The 23,763-nt window shown below is 72.4% G+C and carries 18 protein-coding genes and 1 tRNA gene; 11 read left to right on the forward strand and 8 right to left on the reverse strand.

The genetic code is table 11. The features are described 5' to 3' along the window. Window positions 1–269 precede the first annotated feature (269 nt). Together ACFW2Y_RS15835 and ACFW2Y_RS15840 are read left to right on the forward strand one after the other, a co-directional pair. Window positions 270–482: a helix-turn-helix transcriptional regulator gene (locus ACFW2Y_RS15835; RefSeq protein WP_384878576.1), complete on the forward strand. Its 213-nt coding sequence runs from the start codon at window positions 270–272 to the stop codon at window positions 480–482. Then, entirely contained in the window at window positions 479–1,915 is a 1,437-nt protein-coding gene (locus ACFW2Y_RS15840) for a tyrosine-type recombinase/integrase (RefSeq protein WP_384878579.1), read from the forward strand. The genes ACFW2Y_RS15835 and ACFW2Y_RS15840 overlap by 4 nt, the downstream gene beginning before the upstream one ends. A 79-nt stretch (window positions 1,916–1,994) precedes the next feature. Here the strand turns inward: ACFW2Y_RS15840 and ACFW2Y_RS15845 are convergent, their stop codons facing one another. Further along, entirely contained in the window at window positions 1,995–2,531 is a 537-nt protein-coding gene (locus ACFW2Y_RS15845) for a hypothetical protein (protein WP_384878582.1), read from the reverse strand. Window positions 2,532–2,571: 40 nt separating this feature from the next. Then, complete coding sequence (locus tag ACFW2Y_RS15850) at window positions 2,572–3,060, reverse strand: Imm21 family immunity protein (protein WP_384878584.1); 489 nt, start codon at window positions 3,058–3,060, stop codon at window positions 2,572–2,574. 242 nt (window positions 3,061–3,302) lie between these two features. Between ACFW2Y_RS15850 and ACFW2Y_RS15855 the strand changes: the two genes are divergently transcribed. Continuing rightward, window positions 3,303–4,022: a DUF317 domain-containing protein gene (locus tag ACFW2Y_RS15855; RefSeq protein WP_384878587.1), complete on the forward strand. Its 720-nt coding sequence runs from the start codon at window positions 3,303–3,305 to the stop codon at window positions 4,020–4,022. A gap of 189 nt (window positions 4,023–4,211) precedes the next feature. On the opposite strand, the gene ACFW2Y_RS15860 is transcribed toward ACFW2Y_RS15855, so the two are convergent. Continuing rightward, window positions 4,212–4,284, reverse strand: a tRNA-Arg gene (locus ACFW2Y_RS15860). A 302-nt stretch (window positions 4,285–4,586) separates the two neighbouring features. On the opposite strand from ACFW2Y_RS15860, the gene ACFW2Y_RS15865 reads away from it, so the two are divergent. From ACFW2Y_RS15865 to ACFW2Y_RS15895, 7 genes are all read left to right on the forward strand, one after another. After that, complete coding sequence (locus ACFW2Y_RS15865) at window positions 4,587–6,197, forward strand: dynamin family protein (protein WP_384878589.1); 1,611 nt, start codon at window positions 4,587–4,589, stop codon at window positions 6,195–6,197. 1 nt (window position 6,198) lies between these two features. Further along, window positions 6,199–8,010, forward strand: coding sequence for a GTPase (locus tag ACFW2Y_RS15870; RefSeq protein ID WP_384878591.1), 1,812 nt, complete (start codon window positions 6,199–6,201; stop codon window positions 8,008–8,010). Window positions 8,011–8,173: 163 nt separating this feature from the next. Continuing rightward, window positions 8,174–8,665: a single-stranded DNA-binding protein gene (locus ACFW2Y_RS15875; protein ID WP_384878594.1), complete on the forward strand. Its 492-nt coding sequence runs from the start codon at window positions 8,174–8,176 to the stop codon at window positions 8,663–8,665. Between the two features lie 224 nt (window positions 8,666–8,889). Beyond that, window positions 8,890–10,332: an LAETG motif-containing sortase-dependent surface protein gene (locus ACFW2Y_RS15880; RefSeq protein WP_384878597.1), complete on the forward strand. Its 1,443-nt coding sequence runs from the start codon at window positions 8,890–8,892 to the stop codon at window positions 10,330–10,332. A 377-nt stretch (window positions 10,333–10,709) separates the two neighbouring features. Then, the gene (gene ettA, locus ACFW2Y_RS15885; RefSeq protein WP_384878600.1) at window positions 10,710–12,374 is read left to right on the forward strand and encodes an energy-dependent translational throttle protein EttA; all 1,665 of its coding nucleotides are present in this window, start codon (window positions 10,710–10,712) and stop codon (window positions 12,372–12,374) included. 5 nt (window positions 12,375–12,379) lie between these two features. Next, window positions 12,380–12,805: an acyl-CoA thioesterase gene (locus ACFW2Y_RS15890; protein WP_384878603.1), complete on the forward strand. Its 426-nt coding sequence runs from the start codon at window positions 12,380–12,382 to the stop codon at window positions 12,803–12,805. Then, window positions 12,802–13,461, forward strand: a complete 660-nt coding sequence (locus ACFW2Y_RS15895) for a hypothetical protein (RefSeq protein WP_384878606.1) — start codon at window positions 12,802–12,804, stop codon at window positions 13,459–13,461. The genes ACFW2Y_RS15890 and ACFW2Y_RS15895 overlap by 4 nt, the downstream gene beginning before the upstream one ends. An 88-nt stretch (window positions 13,462–13,549) precedes the next feature. On the opposite strand, the gene ACFW2Y_RS15900 is transcribed toward ACFW2Y_RS15895, so the two are convergent. The 4 genes from ACFW2Y_RS15900 to ACFW2Y_RS15915 form a co-directional block, all read right to left on the reverse strand. Continuing rightward, window positions 13,550–14,518 (reverse strand): ABC transporter ATP-binding protein, encoded by a 969-nt coding sequence (locus ACFW2Y_RS15900; RefSeq protein ID WP_384878608.1) that lies wholly within the window; start codon window positions 14,516–14,518, stop codon window positions 13,550–13,552. Continuing rightward, window positions 14,515–17,316: an FtsX-like permease family protein gene (locus ACFW2Y_RS15905; RefSeq protein WP_384878647.1), complete on the reverse strand. Its 2,802-nt coding sequence runs from the start codon at window positions 17,314–17,316 to the stop codon at window positions 14,515–14,517. Before ACFW2Y_RS15905 ends, ACFW2Y_RS15900 begins: the two co-directional genes overlap by 4 nt. A gap of 77 nt (window positions 17,317–17,393) precedes the next feature. After that, window positions 17,394–20,750: an FtsX-like permease family protein gene (locus tag ACFW2Y_RS15910; protein ID WP_384878611.1), complete on the reverse strand. Its 3,357-nt coding sequence runs from the start codon at window positions 20,748–20,750 to the stop codon at window positions 17,394–17,396. A gap of 200 nt (window positions 20,751–20,950) precedes the next feature. After that, window positions 20,951–21,355 (reverse strand): globin, encoded by a 405-nt coding sequence (locus ACFW2Y_RS15915; RefSeq protein WP_384878614.1) that lies wholly within the window; start codon window positions 21,353–21,355, stop codon window positions 20,951–20,953. A 171-nt stretch (window positions 21,356–21,526) separates the two neighbouring features. Here ACFW2Y_RS15915 and ACFW2Y_RS15920 point away from each other — a divergent pair, with 171 nt between their 5' ends. Beyond that, the gene (locus ACFW2Y_RS15920; protein ID WP_384878616.1) at window positions 21,527–22,501 is read left to right on the forward strand and encodes a methyltransferase domain-containing protein; all 975 of its coding nucleotides are present in this window, start codon (window positions 21,527–21,529) and stop codon (window positions 22,499–22,501) included. Between the two features lie 3 nt (window positions 22,502–22,504). On the opposite strand, the gene ACFW2Y_RS15925 is transcribed toward ACFW2Y_RS15920, so the two are convergent. After that, a complete protein-coding gene (locus ACFW2Y_RS15925; protein ID WP_384878619.1) occupies window positions 22,505–23,734 on the reverse strand; it encodes an FHA domain-containing protein in 1,230 nt (409 codons plus the stop codon). Between the last annotated feature and the right edge of the window lie 29 nt (window positions 23,735–23,763).

Raw genomic sequence — 23,763 nt, forward strand, 5'->3', positions numbered from 1 at the left:
CCCATGACGTTCACCGCGCTCTCCCGCATCGAACGCACCGTCCGCCGCTGCGACATCGACGACCTCGTCACCATCGCCGCCGCCCTCGGGGTGCCTCCGCAGGCCCTCCTCGTCGGCCTTCGCACGCACCCGGAACCGGTCGGAGCGGGCGCAACATAGCCGACGATCGCCGGTTAGCCTAACCGGCGATTCTGCGGATCATCGTGGGTCCCGGAACTCCTGCCGTCCGGACCCTGCCAGAGGCATGTCTATTTCCCGAAAGAGAAACCTTGCGCCGATCCCCGATATCCGCCACCCGTCGCTCCGAAGAAAAACTCACCGTCGACGAGCTCTGCGAAGAGCTGCGCATTTCCCGGTCGACCTTCTACGACTGGCGTCAGAAGGGACGCGCGCCCCGCTGCGTGAAACTCCCGAACGGCAGCCTGCGCGTCCGCCGCAGCGACCTGGAGAACTGGCTCAGCGACTGTGAGGCCGCTGCGTGACCAACCGGTCTTACAAGGTCCGCTTCTACAAGACGGAGGTCTACGAGGGGAAGCGCGGCAGTACCTACACCGTCCGCTGGTCGGTCGACGGCCGGCGACACGGCGAGACGTTCAAGAAGAGCGCGCTCGCCGAGTCCTTCCGCGCCACCCTGCTCGTCGCCGCCAACAACGGCGAGCTCTTCGACCTGGACACCGGCCGGCCTGCCTCACACGCTGCGCTGTCCACCGAGATCACCTGGTACGACTTCGCCCTCCAGTACGTCGATATGAAGTGGTCCCGTATCTCGGCGAACAACCGCATCAGCACCGCCAAGGCCCTGACCAAGGCCACGCTCGCCCTCCTCCGGGCCGAGCCCGTCCACCACGAGGGCGTCGACGTCCGCAAGGCGCTGCGCGAGTACGCCTTCAACAAGAACCGCCGGGACGAGGCCCCACCCGAGTACCGGGCGATCCTGGCCTGGATCCGCCGCAACTCGCTCCCGATGAGCGCCTGGGAGGACACCAGGCACGTCGACGCCGTCCTCCATGCGCTCGACACCGTCCTCGACGGCACGCCGGCCGCTGCCAGCTCCGCGAAGCGCTACCGCCGCGTCCTCAACGTGGCCCTGCGCCATGCCGTCCGTCAGAACGTCCTCCGGGCCAATCCCATGCCCAAGGGAAAGGAGGAGAACGCCGCTCCGAAGACCTCCGGCGCCGTCGACAAGCGATCCCTCCTCAACCCCCACCAGGTGGCTGCCCTGCTCGTTTGGATCGCCGCGCGTCCTCGCACCGGCCACCGGCTCACCGTGTTCTTCGCGACCCTGTACTACGCCGGCTTGCGCCCCGAGGAAGCGGTCGCCCTGCGAGTCGAGGACGCCGTCCTCCCGGCTACCGGCTGGGGCGAGCTCCGCGTCCACACAGCCGAGCCCGAGGTCGGCAGCCACTGGACCGACGACGGCGAGGTCCACGAGACCCGCCACCTCAAGGGCCGGGCATCCGGCGACACCCGTACCGTCCCCCTCCACCCCGACCTCGTCGCGAGCCTTCGGGACCTGATCGCCCGCGATCAGCTCAAGCCCGGCGACCTGCTCTTCCCCGGCGAGAAGGGCGGCCTCCTGGCAGGCTCCGTCTACCGACGGATCTGGGCCAAGGCCCGCAAGGCCGTCCTGCCCGAGCACGAGTACAACTCGCCCGTCGGCAAGCGCGTGTACGACCTCCGCCACACCTGCCTGACGACCTGGCTCAACAACGGCATCCCGCCCGCCCAGGTCGCCGACTGGGCCGGCAACAGCGTCCCCGTCCTGCTCTCCACCTACGCGCGCTGCATCACCGGCCAGATCGCCGAACTCCAGCAGCGCATCGAAGGTCCCCAGAAGCTCCCCGGCACGCTCGTGGCGCCGACTGCCACGGTGCCCTCTCCTCGGACTCCCAGGACGCCGGGGCGCGCTCGCTGAAGTGGGCGGCCGCCCTCTCGAGGCCGATCCGGCTTCCTCCGAGATCCGGGCCCTCCGCTTGTGCTGCCGCCGCCCGATCTCACTCGACCAAGGCGTCGTACAGCTCGGCGTCGTCGGGGATCCAGGGGAAGGCGATCGAGGGGAAGGCTGTCGAGCGGTCCTGGAGGTCGAAAGCGAGGACGGCGTCGACGAACTCCCGGGGCGGCAGGTAGCCGTGGTCGAGTACGTAGTGCCCGATGAGGGAGGGTGCCGCGTAGGCGGTCCTCGGAGCCCTGGGCACGCGGATCTCGCCCGTGCCGACGCTCGCGCGGCGGTGTCCCGGCCGGGGTTCGTACCAGGGGTGGGCGTCGTCGAGCGGTTCGGGACACAGGTCACATTCGTGCAGGCCGAGGGCTTCGTTCACGGCCTGCGTCTCCAGCACTGTCAGTAGCTTGGACGCGAACTCCGCAGGTGTCGGCCCAGCGGTCCAGGGCCGTCCGGTCTCCAGCCAGCCGATGTTGAGCCGCCGGTAAGCGCCCCGAACGGTGACGTACAGCGTGCCGGTGCTGACCTCCGTGAACACGTCGCCTTCCTCTGCGGGGGAGTAGGCGTAGGGGCTGAGGTCGTCGTAGTACATGACCGCATCCCACCAGAGGGAGGATCCGTCGGCCGACCGGTTATTCGGGCAGCAGCCGGTCCAGTATGAACTGCGTATTCGGGTCGGGATCGATGGTCAGCGACTGGACCCGATAGCGGCCCGACGGCAGTTCGACGCGGAACGCCTCCACCGGCCGCTGCTGTGCGTCCCGCAGCGAGCCGAGGATCCTGTCGGGCTCGTAAGCGGCGTCGGCCAGGACGTATCGTCCTCCGAGTTCGAGGGAGACGACGTCCTTCCAATCGTTGGATCCCGCGGCGGCCCTGAGTGCGGAGAGTAGGCCCGTGTCGTCGTCGGCGTAGCACCAGCGTGCGAACGTGAGGTGCTCGGCGAGCCAGGTGACGGGCAGGGGCTCGCCTCCGAGCGTCAGGACGTCGCGCCCGGCCAGAGGGAAGGCCGACACGTATTCATCGATCACGTCGTCCGCCTCGGTCCCTTCCCATGCCGGAAGCAGTTCCTCAGGGATGAGCGCGTAGCGGGCGAAGTCGGTGCCATCGAGCCAGGTAGCCATGCGAAGGATCATCACACTCGCGTCCGACAGGCATGGAAAACAGCTGTGCCACCGGACCAGAGGGGCTCGGCCGCAGCCGAGCCCCTCTGCTGCGTCAGTTCGCCGGGGGCAGACGAGGAAGGAACCGACAGGACTGGATACGGCTCCGCACCCATGTCACCGTGGACGACCGCCCAGAACCTCAACCGCATGGAGGCGCCCTGTACCTGCACCATCGCGACGATCATTCCTACTCCGAGCCGGTGTACTGGGTATCCCCTCGCCACCTGGCCGGCGACGACGAAGCGCTCGCGGACCAAGCAGGCGCAGCCCTCTCGTCCGCAGGCTGGCGGATGTGGCCGACCGCCCGCGACACCCTTCTCTACACGAGCCCCAACGGGCTGTGCGGTGCCGAGTGGACACGCGCTGCCTGCTCGTTCGAGCTGGGGGACCTTCCGGTTGCCTGGCAGGTTTCTGCCCGGTCGCACTCCGCTAGCGGCCTACCAGAGTGGAACGCGTACTTCACCGCCGGCGTCCCCCACGAGGCGCTGACCGACTTCCTTCTCGCCCTCGACGCCCGCACGGACCCCGCCTTCTCCTTCGATGGCCCCGAGATCGTCCTCGCGGCGGTCTGTGCCCAAGGATGGGTACGCGACATCGACCGTCCGCACATCGCCGCTCTTGCCCCCGGACTCTCCGCCGGCATCTCGCTGGAGGAGGCGCCCCCGCTCGTTCGCGATGCCGATCCGCGGCCTGGTTGCTTCGGTTGGCAGGCGTGGGCGGAACCTTCTGCCGGCGCCTCGTATCTCTGGTGCGCGACCTTCAGCGGCAGCACGCCGCACGATCTGGTCGCGATCTTCGCAGCCTCGCTCGCCTCCCCCAACCCCGTGCCGCGCTCCTGCCTTCCGGCCGGCGTGGAGGGGCAGCTCGACGTCATTCAGCCAGGCGCCCGGTGGCGGAGGAGAGCACGCGGATCCGAGTGAGGCAGGACAGCGGGCGACGTCAAAACTTCGGGAAGTTTTCGGGAAATCCAGCCGCCAGGGACCGCCTCTGACCGGATTCAGCCGGACAGATTCAGCCAGTGGGGACGTCCCTCCCGGTCTCCTTGTCACCGGCCGAAAACCGTCCCTGACCAGCAAAAAGACCCTCCCGAAGGAGGGTCTTGTGCGGAGCGCCCCCGGCAGGACTCGAACCTGCGGCCAAGTGCTTAGAAGGCACCTGCTCTATCCGCTGAGCTACGGGGGCCGGGTAGTGGCCGTGCGGCCGGGAACCCCTGGTAGGTGGGGTGTGGCCTGCCGGGACAAGGATAGGGCTCCGATCGCCTTGGCCCGGTTGCTTCACCTGCGTGGCACGATGTGGAGGTTCGGTGAAGCGGAACGATAATCGCAGGCAGGTGCGATTTGCGCAGCGCTTTTCACGCCGCTTGGCGCGGGTGTTGTGTAGTCGTTATGCCCGGGCTTCCGGCCACCACTCTTCTCTTCGGCGCGCAGGGCCGCCATACGCTTCAAAAACACTCATAAATTGGGCATTCTTCGCATGTGGTGACCTTGGACGAACGGCCTCAGCTGATCGACGCACTCTCCGCCCTGCGCGACCGAGTCGCCGCCGTGCGTCTCCCGTTGCCCCTGCCCGACACGCCCCGCGCCCGACAGACCCGTGCCGAGTTGCTCGCCCAACTCGACGACTATCTGGTGCCCCGGCTGAAAGACCCCGACGCGCCGCTCCTCGCCGTCATCGGAGGGTCCACCGGGGCCGGGAAGTCCACCCTGGTCAATTCCCTCGTCGGGCGGCGCGTCAGCGAGGCGGGGGTACTCAGGCCCACCACCCGGACGCCGGTGCTCGTCTGTCACCCCGAGGACCACCACTGGTTCGCCGGAACACGGGTCCTCCCGCAGCTCACCCGCGTCTGGCTGCCCCAGGCCGATGAGGACCGCCCCGTCGACGAGCCCGCGCCCGAGGACAACGCCCTGCGCGTCGAGACGGCCGGCGCCCTGCCCCGGGGGCTCGCCCTCCTCGACGCACCCGACATCGACTCCCTCGTCGTCGAGAACCGGCTGCTCGCCGCCGAGTTGATCTGTGCCGCCGACATCTGGGTGATGGTCACCACCGCCTCGCGGTACGCCGACGCCGTGCCCTGGCACCTGCTCCGCACCGCCAAGGAGTACGACGCCACCCTCGTCACCGTCCTGGACCGCGTTCCCCACCAGGTCATCGGAGAGGTCTCCCGTCAGTACGAGGCGCTGCTCGACAAGGCGGGTTTCGACGAGGTGCCCCGGTTCACCATTCCCGAACTGCCCGAGTCCACGGGCGGCGGCAGCGGGCTGCTGCCCGAGAGCGCCGTCGCCCCGCTGCGCGGTTGGCTCGCCCACTGCGCCGAGGACCCGGCTGCCCGGCAGCAAGCCGCGGACCGCACCGCCTCCGGAGTCATCGACTCCCTCGACGCCCGGCTGCCCGAACTGGCCGGTGCGGTCGCCGCCCAGTACGCCACCGCCGTCCGCCTGGGAGGTGTCGTCGAGACCGCCTACGCGGAACAGGGGCGGCGGGTGCGCAAGGAGCTCGGTCGTGGGGCCGTCCTCGCGGGTGACGCCCGCACCCGCTGGCGCGCCTACCCCCGGGACAGCACCGCCGAGGAACTCCTCGACGCCCTCGCCGAGTCCCTCGCCGCCCTCCTGCACTGCGCGGTCTCCGCCGCCGAGGAGCGCGTCCGGGACGCCTGGCGCCGCGAACCCGCCGCCGAGGCCATCGGCCCGACCGGCAGCGGCGGAGACAGGGAGGCGGCGGAGCGCATCGGAGTGGAGGTGCGGCGCTGGCGGCGCGTACTGGAGGAGTTGGCGGAGGAAGAGGCACGGGACGTGGAGCGTCCCGCCGGCTCCCGCAGCGCCCTGCCCGAGGCCGACACCGTCGCCGCCCTGCTCGCCGCCTCCCTGCTCGGTGGACGTCGTGCCCGTGCGGCCGGCGACCGCCTCGCCGAACTCCTCGGAGCCCAGATCGCCCTGAGGCTGCGCGACAAGGGAGGCGCCCTGGTCCTCTCGTACGTCGACCGAGTCCTGCACGCCGAGCGCGACCGGCTCCTCGCCCCGCTCGACGCGCTCGACGTGACCCCCGAGCCGCAGGCGGAGCTGATCGCCGCGCTCTCCGTACTGCAGAAGGAGAAGTGACGTGGTGGACGACGAGCGGGAGCGGAGCCGCAGCCGCTGGGACGACGGTCTGATCGCGCGGCGGGCGGGTGAACGGCCCGGTCCCGCGTCGGAGGAAAGGGCGGGGACGGGGGCGGCGGCAGACGCGGAAGACGTCCTGCCGCCCCTCGGCGGTGGCTACGGCGACCCGCTGCGGGCCCGCCTCTCCGCCCTCCACGAGCTCGTCGGGCTCTCCCGCACCCGCGTCGAGGGCGAGGCCCTCGCCGAGGCCGGCCGCGTCCTCGACGAGGCCGCGGCACGTCAGCGGCTCTCTTCCCAGCACACGGTGATCGCTCTCGCCGGGGCCACCGGAAGCGGCAAGTCCACCCTCTTCAACGCCCTTGCGGGCGTGCCCGTCTCCGAGACCGGACTGCGCCGACCCACCACCTCCGCACCGCTCGCCCTCAGTTGGTCCGAGGGCGCGGCCGGACTGCTCGACCGGCTCGCCGTCCCCAGCAGGTTGCGGCGCCGTCCCCTCGCGGGCGGCGCCGGCGACACCGAACTCCAAGGGCTCGTCCTCGTCGACCTGCCCGACCACGATTCCGCGGTCACCGCCCACCGCGACCAGGTCGACCGGGTCCTCGACCTGGTCGACGCGGTGATCTGGGTCGTCGACCCCGAGAAGTACGCGGACGCCGCGCTGCACGAGCGCTATCTGAGGCCGCTCGCCGGACACGCCGAAGTCACCTTCGTCGTCCTCAACCAGGTCGACCGGCTCGGTACCGAGGCCACCGACCTCGTCCTCGACGACCTGCGACGCCTCCTCGACGAGGACGGCATGGCGCTCGGCGAGCACGGCGAGCCCGGTGCAACGGTCCTGGCCGTGTCCGCGCTGACCGGTGAGGGGGTTCCCGAACTGCGCGAACTCCTCGCCCGGTTCGTCCAGGGGCGCACCGCGTCCGAGAGCCGGCTCGCGGCCGACGTCGATGCCGCTGCCGTCCGACTGCGGCCGGTGTACGTCTCGGACGGCCGCCCCGGTCTCGACGAGCGGGTGCGGGACGCCTTCACGGACCGGCTCGCGGTCGCCGTCGGCGCACAGGCCGCCGGTGAGGCCGCCGAGCGGGTCTGGCGGAGGGGCGCCATCCGGGCCTGCGGCACTCCCTGGTTGCGGCTCTACCGTTGGTACGAGCGGATCCGCGCGCACGGCTCCACCGATCCGCACCTCGAATCTCCGGCCGAGGACGAGCTGACGGCGCGCCAGCGCGTCGAGCAGGCGGTGCGGATCGTGGCCGACGAGTCCTCGCGCGGCCTTCCGGCGCCCTGGGCGCAGGCGGTCCGCGAAGCCGCGGTGCGGGGGGCGCAGGGCCTTCCCGAAGCCCTGGACGACCTCGCCGTCTCCCTGGGGAACCCGGCGGCACGACCGCCCCGGCCCGCCTGGTGGCCCGCCGCGGTCCTCGCACAGGTGGTGATGACGCTCCTGCAGGTCTTCGGCGCGCTCTGGCTGGTGGGCCAGATCATCGGGGTGGTGCAGCCCGGTCTGCTGCCACCGGTGCTCGTGATGCTCGCGGGCATCATCGGCGGTCCCCTCGTCGAATGGGCCTGTGAGGGAGCGGTGAAGGGGCCGGCCCGCCGGTACGGGCAGGAGGCCGAGCGTCGTCTGCGGGAGGCCACCGCGGCCTGTGGTCGGGCCAAGGTCCTCGATCCGGTGGCGGCGGAGTTGATGCGCTACCGGGAGGTGCGCGAGCAGTACGCAACGGTGGTGGGCACGCGTCCGTCGCCGTCCCGGCTGGCTGGGAGCGGTCGTTTCGGCCCGACCCGACGGGGGGCGGTCAGGACGGCGGCGCGGGGAAGGTGACGGCGCCCGGGGCCGCTTCGGGCTCCGGATTCCTCCTTCCGGGTGAGCGGGTTGTCCCCGAGGGGCTGCCTGTCCACAGGCTCCGGCGGGGACGTCGCGATCGGCTCAGCATGGTCTCCACGGCGTTTCCGAGCAGCGGGGCGCAGGGAGTCGGGGGCAGGGCATGAACGACACGATGGTGACGCTCGCCGGCAATGTGGCGACGGCGGTGGAATACCGGGACACGGTGTCGGGCGGGGTGGCCCGTTTCCGGTTGGCGGTGACCGCACGGCGCTGGGACCGCGAACGGGGGCTCTGGTCGGACGGGGGCACCAGTTTCTACACGGTGTCGGCCTGGCGTTCCCTCGGGGCCAATCTCGCGGCCTCGGTGTCGGTCGGTGAACCGGTCCTCGTGCACGGGCGGTTGAAGGTGCGCGAGGAGGAGCGTGACGGGCGGCGGAAGACCTTCGTGGACGTGGCCGCAACGGCCGTGGGACACGACCTGAGTCGGGGGACGGCTGCCTTCCGGCGTGCGACGCGGACGGAGTCCCGTGTGCAACCGGGGACAGGGCCGTGGACGGAGACGGGGCCGTGGACGGCGGCGAAGGAAGAGGGAAAAAGGGAGGAAGCAAGGGAAGGAGAGGGCGCTGCTTCCTCTCCGGTAACCGCACCCTGACCTTGTGTTGTGTGGATTTGTCGACCAACTCGCTTTGCTGATAACGATTCCGATTCGGAATGGTTATCTGACCGTATGCCAGGGCACCGAAGGCCTTCGCGTCCCTAGGATTTCTGGGTACTCGTGTGGCACCTGAGCCCATCGAGTCTGTGAGTCTGCTGGCGTGTGCTCCCCCCACGCGAATCGACCAAGTTCGCGGAGTGACGCGCCCGGAGGGGAATCCAATGTTTTCTGTTCGTGGGCGAGGCGCCGTGCGCCTCGCCGCCGCGACCCTGGTCTCCGGCCTCGTCGCGGCGGGGACGATAGCGACCGCCGGCCCCGCGCTGGCCGATGAGGGCGCGCCGGGGACCGGCGGTGTCACGGCGAAGCTGCTCGGTGGCATCACCGAGGGCGGCAAGGTCGTGATCAAGGAGAAGGACGGCGGGACCTGGCCCGTCGGCGGTGGTCTCTTCACGATGCAGGTCGAGGGTGGGGGAACCCTTCAGACCTACTGCATCGACCTCCGCACCGAGGCGAAGCACGACTTCGACTACAAGGAAGTTGGCTGGAGCGAGTCCTCGCTGCACAACAACGAGAACGCGGGCAAGATCCTCTGGATCCTGGAGAACGCCTACCCCAAGTTCTCCGCCGAAGCGCTCGGCGAGAAGCTCGGCGTGGACCTCTCCAAGGACGAGGCGGCCGCGGGCACCCAGGCGGCGATCTGGACCTTCTCGGACGACGTCAAGGCGACCCCGAAGAGCTCCGACGCGGCCAAGCTGACGAAGTTCCTCCTCAAGGAGGCGGTGAAGCTCGAGGAGCCCGAGGCCTCCCTGAGCCTCGCCCCGTCCACGGTCGCGGGCAAGGCCGGTGAGAAGCTCGGCCCGATCACCGTCACCACCAACGCCGAGAAGGCCAAGCTCCAGGCCGCCCCGGGCGCCCCGGCCGGCGTTCAGGTCGTCGACAAGGACGGCAAGCCGGTCACCGAGGCCAAGAACGGCGACCAGGTCTACTTCGACGTTCCCGCCGGCACCGCGGACGGCACCGCCGAGCTGACCGCGGAGGCCACCACCAAGGTCTCCCTCGGCCGCGCCTTCGTCTCCATCGACGGCCCGTCGCAGACCCTGATCCTGGCCGGCTCCAGCGACTCCACGGTCACCGCCAAGGCTTCCGCCTCGTGGGCCAAGAAGGGCGCCGTGCCGTCCGTCTCGGTCGCCAAGGACTGCGCCAAGGGCGGCCTGGAGGTCATCGCCGGCAACCAGGGCGACGAGGACTGGACCTTCGACCTGAAGGGCACCTCGTACACCGTTCCCGCCGGTGAGACGAAGACCATCCGGGTCCCGCTCGCCGAGGACGAGGCCTACAAGTTCACGATCACCGGCCCGAACGGCTTCGAGGAGACCTTCGAGGGCGTCCTGGACTGCAAGACGGCCACCCCGACGCCGAAGCCGTCCGAGACCCCGTCCACGACCCCCTCGGCGACGCCGACCACGCCGTCCACCACCACGGGCGGCACCACCGGTGACACCACGGGCGGTACGACCGGCACCACCACGACCGGTGGCGGCGACCTCGCCGAGACCGGTAGCTCCAGCGCCACCCCGATGATCGCCGGCATCGCCGTCGCGCTCGTCGTGATCGGCGGCGGCGCGGTGTTCTTCCTCCGCAGGAAGAAGACCGCGAGCCAGTGAGGTGAGGTCCCGGCCTCGTCCCCGACCCCGGGGCGAGGCCCGACCCGGCGGAGCGAAGGGCGTGTCTCCCGGAGCGGAGCGGTGATGCCGCGAAGCGATCGGCGTCGCACCCGCCCCGCCCGCTGACCTCGGTACGACCCCGGACCGCATGCGCGTCCGGGGTCGTCGCACGTCCGCCCCCGGAGCCGCGGGGATGGATGCAGGGCCGCACGGCCCCCGGGGTCGATCGACGGGGACTGGTGGTGATCGAGCCGCTACCGGGGCGGTCCAGGAACCCGCAGGTCAGGGCGTCACCCACCCACTGGTTCGCTCCCGGGGGTGGCGGTCAGGCAAGATGGGGTGTATCTGCCCACTCACTCTTTGCCGGACGGTTTCTCTTGGCTGAGTACATCTACACGATGCGCAAGACGCGCAAGGCGCACGGCGACAAGGTCATTCTGGATGACGTGACGCTGAGCTTCCTGCCGGGCGCGAAGATCGGTGTGGTCGGCCCGAACGGTGCCGGTAAGTCCACCGTGCTGAAGATCATGGCGGGCCTGGAGCAGCCGTCCAACGGTGACGCCTTCCTCACGCCCGGCTACTCCGTCGGCATCCTCATGCAGGAGCCGAAGCTCGACGAGTCCAAGACGGTGCTGGAGAACGTCGAGGACGGCGTCGCCGAGATCAAGGGCAAGCTCAACCGGTTCAACGCCATCGCCGAGGAGATGGCGACGAACTACACCGACGCGCTCATGGAGGAGATGGGCAAGCTCCAGGACGACCTGGACCACGCCAACGCGTGGGACCTGGACGCCCAGCTGGAGCAGGCCATGGACGCGCTGGGCTGCCCGCCCGCCGACTGGCCGGTCAACAACCTCTCCGGTGGTGAGAAGCGTCGCGTCGCGCTCTGCAAGCTCCTCCTGGAGGCGCCCGACCTGCTCCTCCTCGACGAGCCCACCAACCACCTCGACGCCGAGTCCGTGAACTGGCTGGAGCAGCACCTGGCCCAGTACAAGGGCACCGTCGTGGCCATCACCCACGACCGGTACTTCCTCGACAACGTCGCCGAGTGGATCCTCGAACTCGACCGCGGTCGCGCCCACCCGTACGAGGGCAACTACTCGACCTACCTCCAGAAGAAGGCGGAGCGCCTCAAGGTCGAGGGCAAGAAGGACGAGAAGCGGCAGAAGCGCCTCAAGGAAGAGCTGGAGTGGGTGCGGTCGAACGCCAAGGGGCGTCAGGCCAAGTCCAAGGCCCGTCTCGCTCGTTACGAGGAGATGGCCGCCGAGGCCGAGAAGATGCGGAAGCTGGACTTCGAAGAGATCCAGATCCCGCCGGGCCCGCGCCTGGGTTCCGTCGTCGTCGAGGTCGACAACCTCAACAAGGCCTTCGGCGAGAAGGTCCTCATCGACGACCTGAGCTTCACCCTGCCGCGCAACGGCATCGTCGGCGTCATCGGCCCGAACGGTGCCGGCAAGACCACGCTCTTCAAGATGATCCAGGGCTTCGAGACCCCGGACTCCGGCGACATCAAGGTCGGCGAGACCGTCAAGATCTCGTACGTCGACCAGGGGCGCGCCAACATCGACCCGAAGAAGACCCTCTGGGAGGTCGTCTCCGACGGGCTCGACTACATCAACGTCGGCCAGGTCGAGATGCCCTCGCGGGCCTACGTCTCCGCGTTCGGCTTCAAGGGTCCGGACCAGCAGAAGCCGTCCGGCGTGCTCTCCGGCGGTGAGCGCAACCGCCTGAACCTCGCGCTCACCCTCAAGCAGGGCGGCAACCTGCTGCTCCTCGACGAGCCGACCAACGACCTCGACGTCGAAACCCTCTCCTCGCTGGAGAACGCGCTGCTCGACTTCCCGGGCTGCGCCGTGGTCGTCTCCCACGACCGCTGGTTCCTCGACCGAGTGGCCACGCACATCCTGGCCTACGAGGGCGACTCCAAGTGGTTCTGGTTCGAGGGCAACTTCGAGTCGTACGAGAAGAACAAGATCGAGCGGCTCGGCCCGGACGCCACCCGTCCGCACCGCGCCACGTACAAGAAGCTGACCCGAGGCTGAGGTCAGTGACCAGGCACATCTACAGCTGTCCCCTGCGCTGGTCGGACATGGACGCCTTCGGGCACGTCAACAACGTCGTCTTCCTGAGGTACCTGGAAGAGGCGCGGATCGACTTCATGTTCCGACTGGCGCCGGGGGACGGCTCCCCCTCGTTCTCCGGCGGGTCCGTCGTGGCCCGGCACGAGATCGACTACGTGCGGCCGCTGGTCCACCGGCACGAGCCGGTGACCATCGAGTCGTGGGTCACGAAGATAGGCGCGGCGTCGCTGACGATCGCCTACGAGATCAAGGATCCCGACGTGACCTACGTCCGGGCCTCCACGGTCGTCGTGCCCTTCGACCTGGAAGCGCAGCGCCCGCGCCGGATCACCTCCGAGGAACGCGAGTTCCTGCAGGAGTACGTCGATGACGGGATGAGCTCCGCCGCATGACCGTGCTCGCCCCGCTGCACTTCGCCGACGCCCGGGAGGCGGCGGCCCTCGCCGCCTTCCTCACCCGGCTCGTCCACTACGACCGGGCTGCCGCCGTCCGCCTCCAGGCCGGTGGCGGGGCCCTGGCCGTCTTCGGACGGCCGCCGTCGTTCGAAGTGCTCGCGATCCGCACCGCCCGGCTCGTCGACGAGGTCACGTTCGACCTCACCGTCTCCGCCGGAGAACTCCTGGACGGCATCGAGGAGTCGGCGGGCAAGGCAGTCGTCCCCGGTTCCGTCACGGGACCGCCTTGGACCGGGGTCCTGCCGCCGCGCGGTGGCTGGCAGCCCGTCTCCGGGCTGCCCGGTGCGCCCGAGATGCGGGCCGTGGTCGCCGCCGCCGTCTCCGAGTTCCGCTCGCGGGACGAGGAGCTGCCGGAAGAGCTGCGGACCAGGGCGGAGCGCGACCGGATCGGCCGTGAGATCTGGGCCCGCACGCTCGGTTCCACCGGACTGCCCCTGCGGGCCGTGCACGCCGCCCAATCGCTGGGCTTCCTGCCGCCCGGGGAGGCACCGGTGGCCCTGTTCGCCTCCGGGCCGTGGCTGCGCCTGCGGACCCCCTACGGTTCGGTCGCGTTGCGCACCGTGCCGATGTCGCTGGGCGTCGCTCCCCGGTGACCGACGTCGAGGTCGAGGGCCCCCGCACCGGCGGCGGGCCCGACGACCTCTGCCCCGCCGGGCGGCCCGGGCACCGGGACGCCGCCCCTCAGCCCTCCGCTTCGTCCGGCCAGACCCCGATGTGGTCCCGTTCCAGTTCCAGGGCGACCCGGTGTTCCATTTTGAGGGCCTGGACGTACTCGGCCGGGAGCTGGAGGCGCCCCGCACGGTCGAGCATCGCGTACTCCCGTGCCACCAGGGACTCCTGACCCTGCGCGTCGACCTCCGTGCGGCGCAGCACCTCGGAGGACGTGCGGCCGTCCCGGATGGCGACCGTGCGCCGGACCTCGGAGGCGACGGCCTGGTCATGGGTGACGATCACGATCGTCGTGCCCAGCTCCTCGTTGGCGCGGCGGAAGGCTGCGAAGACCTGCTCGCCGGTGGCCGAGTCCAGCTCGCCCGTCGGTTCGTCGGCGAGGAGCACGGCAGGGGCGTTGGCCAGGGCGACCGCGATCGCCACCCGCTGTTGCTGTCCGCCGGAGAGCTGGTGCGGGCGCCGGTCGCGGATCTCCGAGATGCCCAGCATGGCGAGGAGTTCCTCGGCCCGCTGCGCCTTCTGCCGGGAGCGTCCCCGCAGCTGCATGGGCAGGGCCACGTTCTGGGCGGCCGTCAGATAGGGCAGGAGGTTGCGGGCGGTCTGCTGCCAGACGAAGCCGACGACCTCGCGACGGTAGCGCAGCCGTTCCTTGCCGGCCATGCCGAGCAGGTCGCAACCGGCGACCCGGGCCGCACCGGCGGTCGGCACGTCCAGGCCGGCCAGGATGTTCATCAGCGTCGACTTGCCGGAACCGGAGGCGCCGACCAGGGCCATCAACTCGCCCTCCTGCACCAGCAGGTCCAACCCTTGGAGCGCCTGCACCTCCACTCCGTCCGTGGTGAAGACGCGGACGAGGCGGTCACAGGCGATGAGCGCGTCATGACCGTACGAGGGACGGTCGCGCCGTGCGGTGGCCCTCCGCTCCAGTTCCTCCAGGGTGGTGTCGGAGGACGCCGTGGGGGCCGTACCGGTCTTCGTCATCGTGCGTCTCCTGCCCTGAGTTCCTCGATCGAGCCCCTGCGCCCCGCCCACCAGGCCTGTCCGGCCGCCGCGAGCCCGGTCAGGGCGACGACGGCGAGGGCGGGCAGCAGCAATGACCACGGGTCGGCCCGCAGCGGGGCGCTCCCGAGCGGCGCCAAGCCCGGGGTCGTCGCGAGCGCCAGCTGGAACAGGTCGATGCCGGGGGCGAGCAGCGGCACCGTCGCCCAGCCGACCAGGAGGCCGCCGCCCGCGGCGAGGACCGCCTGCGGCAGCGCCTCCAGGCCGAGCAGCCGTCTCGCCTGCTTCCTGGTGAGGCCCATCGTCCGGAGCCGGGCCAGCAGCGCCTTGCGCTCGGGTGCGCCCTGGAGGAGGGAGAGCAGGACGGCGACGACGGCGTAGCCCGCACCGGCCCCGATCGCGCCGAGGTAGATGCCCTCGGCGCCCGACTGGAGCGGTGAGTTCACGTACCCGGCCCGCCCTTCGCTGCGCATCGCCACGGAGAGGGTGCTCGACTTCGCCTTCACGACGGTGCGCAGCGCGTCGCCGTCCACCGGCCCGGTGACGAGCAGCGTGGTGGTCGCCCGGTGGGTGAGGTCGGCACCGTTGACGAGGAGGAAGTTCGCGCCGGGCACGGCCGGGGTGGTGGCACGGACCGCGACCACCTTCACCCGGAAGGTGCCGGATGCCGAGACGACCTTCAGCGGTGTGCTGCCGAGCCGTTCGGCGACGGTGGACGAGACGACCGCGGGCAGCACCCGCTCGGTGTCGGCCACGGCCCCGGCACCGCCCTTCCCGGTGGAGGCGAGCAGCTCGGCGGGGAAGGGACCGAGGTCGGTGTCGGCCGTGAGTCGGGCGTACGAGGCGGGGTCGACGCCCACGAGCGGGGCGCTCATCGGCCCGGTGGAGGTGCCCTGTCGGGAGGGCAGGGTGACCCCGTACTCGATCTGCACCGTGGCCAGGTCCCGCACTCCCGCCGTGCTGCGCACCGAAGCGACGAGTCCCTCGGGCAGCGGGGTCCATTCGACCGGGCCGTCGATCCGGGCGTCCGCGCCGGTCGCCAGGAGCGCGGCCCGGTCGCGGGCGTCGGCGACGCCCGCGAGGACGGAGCCGCCGAAGGCAGCGGTGCTCAGGGCGAGGACGAGCGCGAGCAGCGGGAGCATGCCCGTGGACGGGGCACGTCCGGCCCTGGCCAGGGCCAGTGGCCCGATGGCGCCGCGCAGGCGGCGGGCCGGCCGGGCCAGCCAGCGCAGTGGCAGCGGGTAGACCCGTATGAGCACCAGGGCGGCGATCATGCCGACGAGCACGGGCGTGGCGCTCACCAGGTGGTCGCCGGAGTCGGAGGTGCCGCGCAGGCGCAGCGAGGCGACCGCACCGACGGCGAGCACGAGCAGGGTGAGTTCGAGCACGGCGCGCCGGGTGGAGGAGCGGGCGGTGACGAGGTCGTTCCTGCCTCCGTGGAGACGCGGCCGGCGGTGCAGGACGACCGCCCGCACGGGCAGCACCAGCATCGCGAGCAGGGCGACGGACGAGGCGGCGAGGAGGGAGGGGCCGAGGGGGATGCCGCCGGAGCCGGCGTCGGGCGGCCGGACCGTGGCCACGGCGAGGCCGACGGCGAGCGCGGTGGCGGGGGCGGTGACGACGGCGGTTTCGCCGAGCAGTCGCAGCCCGATGCCGGTGAGCGAGGCGCCGCGGGAGCGGAGCAGGGCGAGTTCGCCGTCGCGGCGGGCGACGAACAGGCCGCCGGTCATCGTGAGGACGACCGCTGCGACCGCGCCGATGCCGAAGACGGCGACGGCGACGACCGGGGCGATCGCCCCGCGCATCGAGCGGTACGCGTCGACGATCGTGTCGAGACCGGTGGTGAGGACGGCGGTGGGCCCGACGACCGCGCGCATCTTCACCAGGTCGGGGCCGCTGGACGCGGAGTCCAGCGCGGTGGAGAGCCGGTCGACGTCCCGTCCGGTGAGGTGGTCGCTCGTCGGCACGAACCTGAAGTAGACCTCGGGTTCGCCGGTGGTGGAGAGCACGGCGGGTGCCGAAGCGGGGGAGAGGAGCAGGGCCGCCTGCCAGTAGTGCCTGATCTCCTCGCCGACCACCGGGGTGAGCGAAGGGGTGCGCAGCAGCGGTTCCACGGCCCAGTAGGGGGACTCGGGGCCGCGGGGTTCCACGATGCCGGTGATCGTCACGGCGACCGGCTCGGGGGTGATCCCGCCCGGCACGTGCACGACGGAGCCGGGCTTCAGCCGCAGGGCCTCGGCGGTCTCGGCGGTCACCACGGCTTCGGGGGCGCGGGGCGTGCCGGCGGCCGGCCGGCCCTTCGTCAGCGTGCCGTGCTCGGTGAGGTCGGACGGGGCGGAGAGCACGAACCGGGGAGGGAGCCCGTCGGGGCGGGGCAGCCACGGGTCGGTTCCGGTGACCCGTTCGACGGTGCGGATGCCGTGGACGCTCTGCCCCGGGTCGGTTCGCAGCGGCTCGGGCAGCAGGGCGCGCACCTGGTCGCGCTGGTCCCGCAGGACGTCGGGGGCCAGGAGTTCCTCGCGCCGGGACAGCTTGAGGTTGGCGGCGGGCGGCTGGGTGGTCAGTTCGAGGACGGAGTTGCGCGGGGCGGCGCTCCGCACGTCGTGTCGGAGGCCTTCCGTCTCGTAGCGGTCGACGGCGCGGGGCAGTGCTGCCGCGAGGTACGCGGTGACCAGGACGAGCAGGGCGAGGGAGGCGGCGGCGCGGGGCGCGGTGCGCAGCCGGGTCCGTACCCAGGGCGCCACGGGGCGGGCTGGTGCGTCGGACCGGGACCGGGGCATGTCGGGGGCCTTCCTGCGGGCGGCGGGCACGGCGGTGCCCTCGTGGTCGTCCGCGCCGCTCGGGTCCGTCGGCGCCATCAGTTCTCTCCCCGGTGGCGCAGGGTCACGACCGGGTCGGTGCGGCGCAGGGCGATCACGGCGACGGTGGCGAGCGGCAGGGCGGCTACCCCGGCGATCAGCAGACCCACCTGGTCGAGGGGGAGTTCGACGAGGACGGGGGGTACGGGGCGCCCGGCTTGACCGGTGAGGACCACGAGCGGGACGACCGTCCGGGCCAGGACGGTGCCGAGTCCGATGCCGATGAGCAGTCCGATGCCGATGAGCAGTCCCTGTTCGGCGGCGATCAGACGGGCGAGCGTGGACCGGGGGGTGCCGAGTGCCCGCAACACGCCGAACTCGGCGGACCGTTCCCGCACCGCACCGGCCGAGCCGACCGCGAAGCCGACGGCGGCGAGTGCGGCGGCGGCAGCGGCGACCCCCATGAGGGCGGCGTTGGGGCCGGCGCCCAGCGGATCGCCGAGGAGCTCGGCGGCGATTTCGTCGCGCACCAGGACCTGGGTCGGTTCGGTGTCGGCGCGGGCGCGCAGGGTCGCGGCGACTTCGGCGGTGCGGCCGGGGGCGACGTCCAGCCACCACTCGGTGGGCGGTGCGGTCGCGGTCCCGCCGGACCCGGCCGCCAGGAACCGGTTGACCGAGGCCAGGTCGAGGAGGATCGCACCGCCGTCCTCGGGGGTGGTGGCCGTGCCGGACGCGGAGGCGGCCCGGGTGCCCGGCCCGGTGGTGGGCAGCTCCTTGACCACCCGGTCGACGGTGACGCCGACCTGTCGACCGCCGATGCCCACCTCGATCGGGTCGCCGGGCTCGGCGCCGGTCGCGGTCATGAAGGCTTCGGTGGCCACACCGGTGAGCCGGGCGGGGGCCTCCGGCGCGGGGGCGGTCAGCCGCAGGACGAACCCGTCGCGCCCCGTGTGGGACCCGATCGCCGGGCCGGTGAGGGGGAACGGGACGGAGTACGGGGCGGGGCGGTCGCCGGGGGCCGCCGTGTCGGTCCGGCCCTCGGCGGTGCCGCCGTCCGTCTCGATGCCGTGGTCGATCTGTTTGACGGCGGTGGTCCAGGAGGCGAGGAGCCGCGCGGGGGAGTGGGCGCGGGTGGTGCCGTCGGAGGTCTCCGTGGTGAGGCCCTCGACGTGGAGGACCTGGATGTGGTCCGCGCCGTCGGCGATCGTGCCGGCGAGTTCGAGACGGGTGAGGGCGAGGAGGCCGCCGGAACCCCGGGCGCCCTCGGTGCCGGGCGCTGCGGTCAGGGAGCCGAGGTCCAGGCTCATCCGGTGGCGTCGGTCGTCGGAGGGCAGCGGGCCGAGCGCCTGACGGTACGGGACGCCGCTCGGGTCCTCCAGGACGGCCGTGACCCGGGTTCCGGTGGTGCCGGTGGGGGCGGTCATCCGCAGGTCGAGGTGGAGGCTGCTGGTTCCGGCGGGCAGCGGAAGACCACGGGGTGCGGTGTCTCCCGGGGCCAGCGGGGCGAGCAGGGAGCCGACCGGGACGTCGGCGAGGTCGGGGCGCAGCAGCAGGCCGGCGGCGCGGGGGGTGTCGACGGCGAGGACGGTGGCGTTCTTGCCGGACACGTCCAGGGAGGTCCGGTGCACCGGGGCCACCGCCTGGACGCCGGGTACGGCGGCCAGCCGTTCGGTCCGCGTCGGCTCGCCGGGCCCCGCGCCGAAGACGCGGACGTCGGTACCGGCGCGGAAGTCGGCCTGGTCCTGCTGCGAACGCTCCCACGAGACGCTCTGCCCGATGGCCAGCACGCCCATCGCCACGGCGAGGACGAGGAGGAGGACCGGGCCCGCGCCGCGCAGCGGGCGGCGGCTGAACTGCCAGCCCGCGAGGGCTGCGGAGAGGCCGCGCCCACCGGCCGCGTACCGCTCGGCCAGTCTGGCGGTGGGCGGCAGCAGGCGCAGCGTCAGGACGGTGCCGGCGAGCAGGGCGAGGGCGGGGGCGGCGACGAGCACGGGGTCGATGGATCCGCCGCCGGTCGTGTCCGTGGCGAGGGCCCCGCCGGCGGCCGGCCGTTGGAGCTGCCAGTACGCGATGGCCGCGACGGCGAGCAGGCCGAGGTCGGCCCCGGCCCGTATCGGGGTGGGCAGTGCGGCCGAGCGGGTCTTGCGCGGGGAAACGGCGGATCCGTCTCCGGCGGCGAGCGCGGGGGCCACGACGGCCGCCGCGCAGCAGAGGGCGACCCCGGCGGCGACCAGCCACACCCGGAGGGAGGGCGAGGCGTCGGGCTCCACGCCGAGCGCGGCGAGTGCGGACCGTTCCGCGAAGAGCCGGGTCAGCGGTCCGGACAGCAGGGGGGCGGCGAGCGCCGCGGGCAGGGCGAGCAGCAGCGCCTCGCTGGCGGCGAGTCCCGCGATCCGGCGCCGTGAACCGCCGCGGGCCCTCAGCAGGGCCGTTTCCCCGGAGCGCTCGGTGCTGAGCAGCCGGGCGACCAGCAGCAGCGCGTACGCGGCGAGCAGCACCAGTTGCACGGCGACGACGAGGAGGGTGGAGCGGGAGACGAGCAGGGCCTGCCGGGTCTGGTCCAGGACGGTCGGCAGCGCGGTCGACGTGGAGATCGTGGTGCCGAACGCGCCGGTGTCACCGGCCATTTCCTTCGGACCCGCGACCGCGGCGGCACGCAGGGCGTCGATCCGGTCGGTGCCGAAGCCGGTGTAGTCGGCGGAGCCGATCCAGGAGGTGTCGCCCAGGCTCAGCGCCCCGGAGGCCAGGGCGGTCGGGTCGACGAGCAGCGGTCCGTAGGTGGTGAACGCGACCGTGCGGACGCCGCGCCCGCCCGCCGGATCCAGCTGCCAGTACGGGGAACCGGTGTCGCGGGGCCGGTACACGCCGGTGATCCGGACCGTGAGCTCGCGGTCGTCGAACCGATCGGTGAGGTCGAGCAGGGTGCCCGGGCCGATGCCGAGGCGTCGGGCGGCCTCTTCGGGAAGCGCGGTCTCCAGCACGCCTCCGGCCCGGGTGGGCGAGGGCCAGGCACCCTTCACGAGGGAGAGCTGTGTGCGGTCGAGCGCCGCGAAGTGGGCGAGGTCGGGGTCGTCCGTGCGGGCTGCGGGCGGTGGGAGCTCGCGGGGCAGGGCGTACGGCCCGGAGCGTTCGAGCCGCCGCACCGTCACCGGAAGGCCGTCGAAGGCCTTCCGCATCCCGTCCTGGACGGCGGCTTCGGCGCTGGCCCGTTTGTCGGCCGGCACCTGTCCGCTCACGAGGAGCGAGGCGGAGGCTGCGGATCGGCCCCGCAGCGCGGCCTGGAGCGCCGCGTCCCCGATCGCTCCGGAGAAGGCGGAGAGGGTGGTGAGCACCGAGGTCGTCAGGAGGACGGAGAGGAGCGCGGCGGCGAGCAGGAGCCGGTGCGCCCTGATGCGCAGAAGAACGAACCCCGTCACCCATCCCCCTGGCCACCCGGATCGGGGTCCGCCCGCCGAACGGTCTTCGCGCACCCCCGAAAGTCTTTTCGGATGCTTTCAGAAGGCGCGCACCCGGGGAAACCGCTTGCGGGGCGACCTTGATCCGATCGTGACCGTTATGCGGGATCGCGACTCCGGAATGCATTCATCCGCGGCTGCTCCGGAGCCGGGTGCGGACCTCAGCCCGCCGTGTTCACCATCGAGGCCGCCGCGTAGGTCAGATAGCGCCACAGTTCGCTCTCGTGCTCCGGGGCGAGGTCGAGGGAATCGAGGGCGGTCCGCATGTGGCGGAGCCAGGCGTCGTGGGCCGCCCGGTCCACGGTGAACGGCGCGTGGCGCATCCGGAGCCGGGGGTGGCCGCGGTGGTCGCTGTAGGTGCGGGGGCCGCCCCAGTACTGGATCAGGAAGAGGACGAGGCGTTCTTCCGCCGGGCCGAGGTCCTCCTCGGGGTACATGGGACGCAGCAGCGGATCCTCCGCGACGCCCTCGTAGAAGCGGCGAACCAGGCGGCGGAACGTCTCCTCGCCGCCGACCTGTTCGTAGAAGGTCTGCTCCTGCACCGTTTCCCCGGGAATCTCGTTCACCGTTCCATCGTCTCAGATGCCCGGACCGAGGACTCGGGGCTTAGGACCACTTCGGGCCACCGCCCCGGACGGCCCCGGACCGCCCCGGACCGCCCCGGGCGCGCGCCCCGGACGGTGCCGTGGCGCCGGCGGCCACTCGCCGGCGGGCCCGGACGGCGGGAGAGTGGGGGCATGGGTACGCTGCGGGACGAGTTCGTGGAGGCCGGCGCGCGGGAGCGGCGGGCGCTCGTGCGGGAGATCGAGGCGAGCGGCCTGCTGCCCGATCCCGCCTGGCGGGCGGCCTTCGCCGAGGTGCCGCGCCACCTCTTCGTCCCGTACTACTACGTTTCCGCGTCCGGCGGCTACGAGCGGCTCTGGTCCGGCGACCCCGATCCGGAGCGGCGGGCCCGCTGGCTGCGCGGGGCGTACGCGGACACGGCGATCGCCACCCGGATGCGGGACGGGGAACTGGTCTCCTCCGCCAGCCAGCCCTCCCTGATGGCGCTCATGCTGGACGCGCTGGACGTGCGCGACGGGAACGAGGTCCTGGAGATCGGTGCCGGCAGCGGGTACCACGCGGCCCTGCTCTGCCACCGCCTCGGTGAGGGGCACGTCACCACCGTCGACCTGGACGGGGAGATCGCCGAGTCCGCCCGGGGCCACCTCGCCGCCGCCGGGTACCGGCCTGCGGTGTTCACCGCCGACGGCGCCCGCGGCTGTCCCGCGCGCGCCCCGTACGACCGGATCGTGGCGACCTGCGCGATGCCTTCGATCCCGTATCCCTGGCTGGCCCAGTGCCGGCCCGGCGCACTTATCCTCGCCCCGCTGTCCACCGGGCTACTCCTGCTGCGGGTGCACGGTGCCGCGCACGCGGAGGGGCGGTTCCTCGCGACCTCCGCGTACTTCGTGGGGTTGCGGGGCGCCGCCGCCCGGACCGGGGAGCGTCGCGGCCCGGGCCGCGGCCCGACCGGAGACGAACGCTTCCGCTTCCTGTGGGGGCTGGTCGGCGGGGCCGCCCTCGACCGGCGCGAAGCGCTCTCGCTCTGGTTGCGCGAGGGGCGGCCGGAACGGGAGCGCTTCGGGGTGACGGTCAGCGACGGCCGGCAGTGGGCCTGGCTGGACGATCCCGGGGGGCCGTACGCCTGGCCCCTGCCGGGAGCCGTCTGAGGGTCAGCCGCGCCGGACGGTGATCGTGGTCCAGGCCCCGACGTGCACCCGGTCGCCGTCCTGGAGGGGGACCGGGACGTAGGGCTGGATCGGCTCCTCGCCGCCGTTGACGGTGGTGCCGTTGGTGGAGTTCTGGTCCACCACCGCCCACGAACCGTCCGGCTGCTGCACCAGCACCGCGTGCTGGTGGGAGACGCCCGGGTCCTCCGGCGGCACCGACAGGTCGATGTCGGGGGACTCGCCCGTGGAGTGCCGGCGGCGACCGATGGAGACCTGGCTGCCCTGGAGCGGCACGTGCTTGTCCGGCGAGTACGCGGGCAGGTTCAGGCCCGTGGCCTCCGGGCCGCTGCGCTGCATCATCGCCATGAAGTAGGTGCGGTCGGGGCCGATGACGGCGGTCCAGCGCTGTGGCTGCTGCGGCTCCTGCGGTCTCGGCGGCTGGAACGGCTGCTGTCCCTGCTGCGGAGGGGGCCCCTGACGGGGCGGCTGTTGCGGGGCCTGGTGCTGGGGCGGGGCCGGAGGGCCCTGCGGGGGGCGGTGCTGCGACGGCGGCGACAGGACCCAGTCGTCGTCCGCGCGCGGCTGCGGCGGTGCGGGCGGAGCCGGCGCCTGCGCGGGGGCCGGGGCCTCGCGGTATACGGGCGGCACCGACGGTTCGCCGCCCGGCCGGCCGGCCGACGGCTGCTGGCCCGGCGGGCGCTGGGGCGGGTTCTGGTGGTGCGTGGGCTCGGCGCCCAGCGGTTCGGCCGGACGGTTCACCTGCGAGGGCCGCGAGCCCTGGTAGCCGAACGGGTCCGACGGCTGTTGCGGGGCGGGCGGCGAGGTCTGGAAGCCGGGGGGCAGGTTCGGGCCGGGCGGCGGCCCGGGTTGCCGCGGCGGAGCGTTGTGCGGGGCGAGCGGCGTGTACGAGGTCGCCGTGTTCGTGAGGAAGTTCCAGCGGCACTCCTCGCAGAACGGCGCCATGTGCTCGCGCGGCGTGCGGCACTGGGGGCACAGCTCCGCCTGGGCCGTCGCGTTCGGGTCGCCGCCGGGGCCGAAGCCGCCGGGAGCCGCCGGAGCACCCGGCGGCGGGGTCTGACCGGAGGCGGCGGGGCCGGGGTATCCGTACGCGGGCGGCGGCGGGGGAGGCGGCGGTACGGCACCCGTCGGCGCACCCGCCCCGGCCATGCGGTGGCCGCAGACCTCGCACCAGTCGTCGGAGACCGACTGGTGTCCGTTCGGGCAGGTCGGCATGTCGGTGCTTCCCCCTCTCGTCGTCCGGC

It is taken from the genome of Streptomyces sp. NPDC058877 (assembly GCF_042742855.1).
Taxonomy (GTDB): domain Bacteria; phylum Actinomycetota; class Actinomycetes; order Streptomycetales; family Streptomycetaceae; genus Streptomyces.

What these genes read in the sequence shown, in the direction of transcription:
- ACFW2Y_RS15900 (WP_384878608.1), bottom strand. Translation starts at nt 14,518, where the DNA reads ATGACGAAGACCGGTACGGCCCCCACGGCGTCCTCCGACACCACCCTG.
- ACFW2Y_RS15880 (WP_384878597.1), top strand. Translation starts at nt 8,890, where the DNA reads ATGTTTTCTGTTCGTGGGCGAGGCGCCGTGCGCCTCGCCGCCGCGACC.
- ACFW2Y_RS15845 (WP_384878582.1), bottom strand. Translation starts at nt 2,531, where the DNA reads ATGTACTACGACGACCTCAGCCCCTACGCCTACTCCCCCGCAGAGGAA.
- ACFW2Y_RS15850 (WP_384878584.1), bottom strand. Translation starts at nt 3,060, where the DNA reads ATGGCTACCTGGCTCGATGGCACCGACTTCGCCCGCTACGCGCTCATC.
- ACFW2Y_RS15875 (WP_384878594.1), top strand. Translation starts at nt 8,174, where the DNA reads ATGAACGACACGATGGTGACGCTCGCCGGCAATGTGGCGACGGCGGTG.
- ACFW2Y_RS15895 (WP_384878606.1), top strand. Translation starts at nt 12,802, where the DNA reads ATGACCGTGCTCGCCCCGCTGCACTTCGCCGACGCCCGGGAGGCGGCG.
- ACFW2Y_RS15920 (WP_384878616.1), top strand. Translation starts at nt 21,527, where the DNA reads ATGGGTACGCTGCGGGACGAGTTCGTGGAGGCCGGCGCGCGGGAGCGG.
- ACFW2Y_RS15905 (WP_384878647.1), bottom strand. Translation starts at nt 17,316, where the DNA reads ATGCCCCGGTCCCGGTCCGACGCACCAGCCCGCCCCGTGGCGCCCTGG.
- ACFW2Y_RS15925 (WP_384878619.1), bottom strand. Translation starts at nt 23,734, where the DNA reads ATGCCGACCTGCCCGAACGGACACCAGTCGGTCTCCGACGACTGGTGC.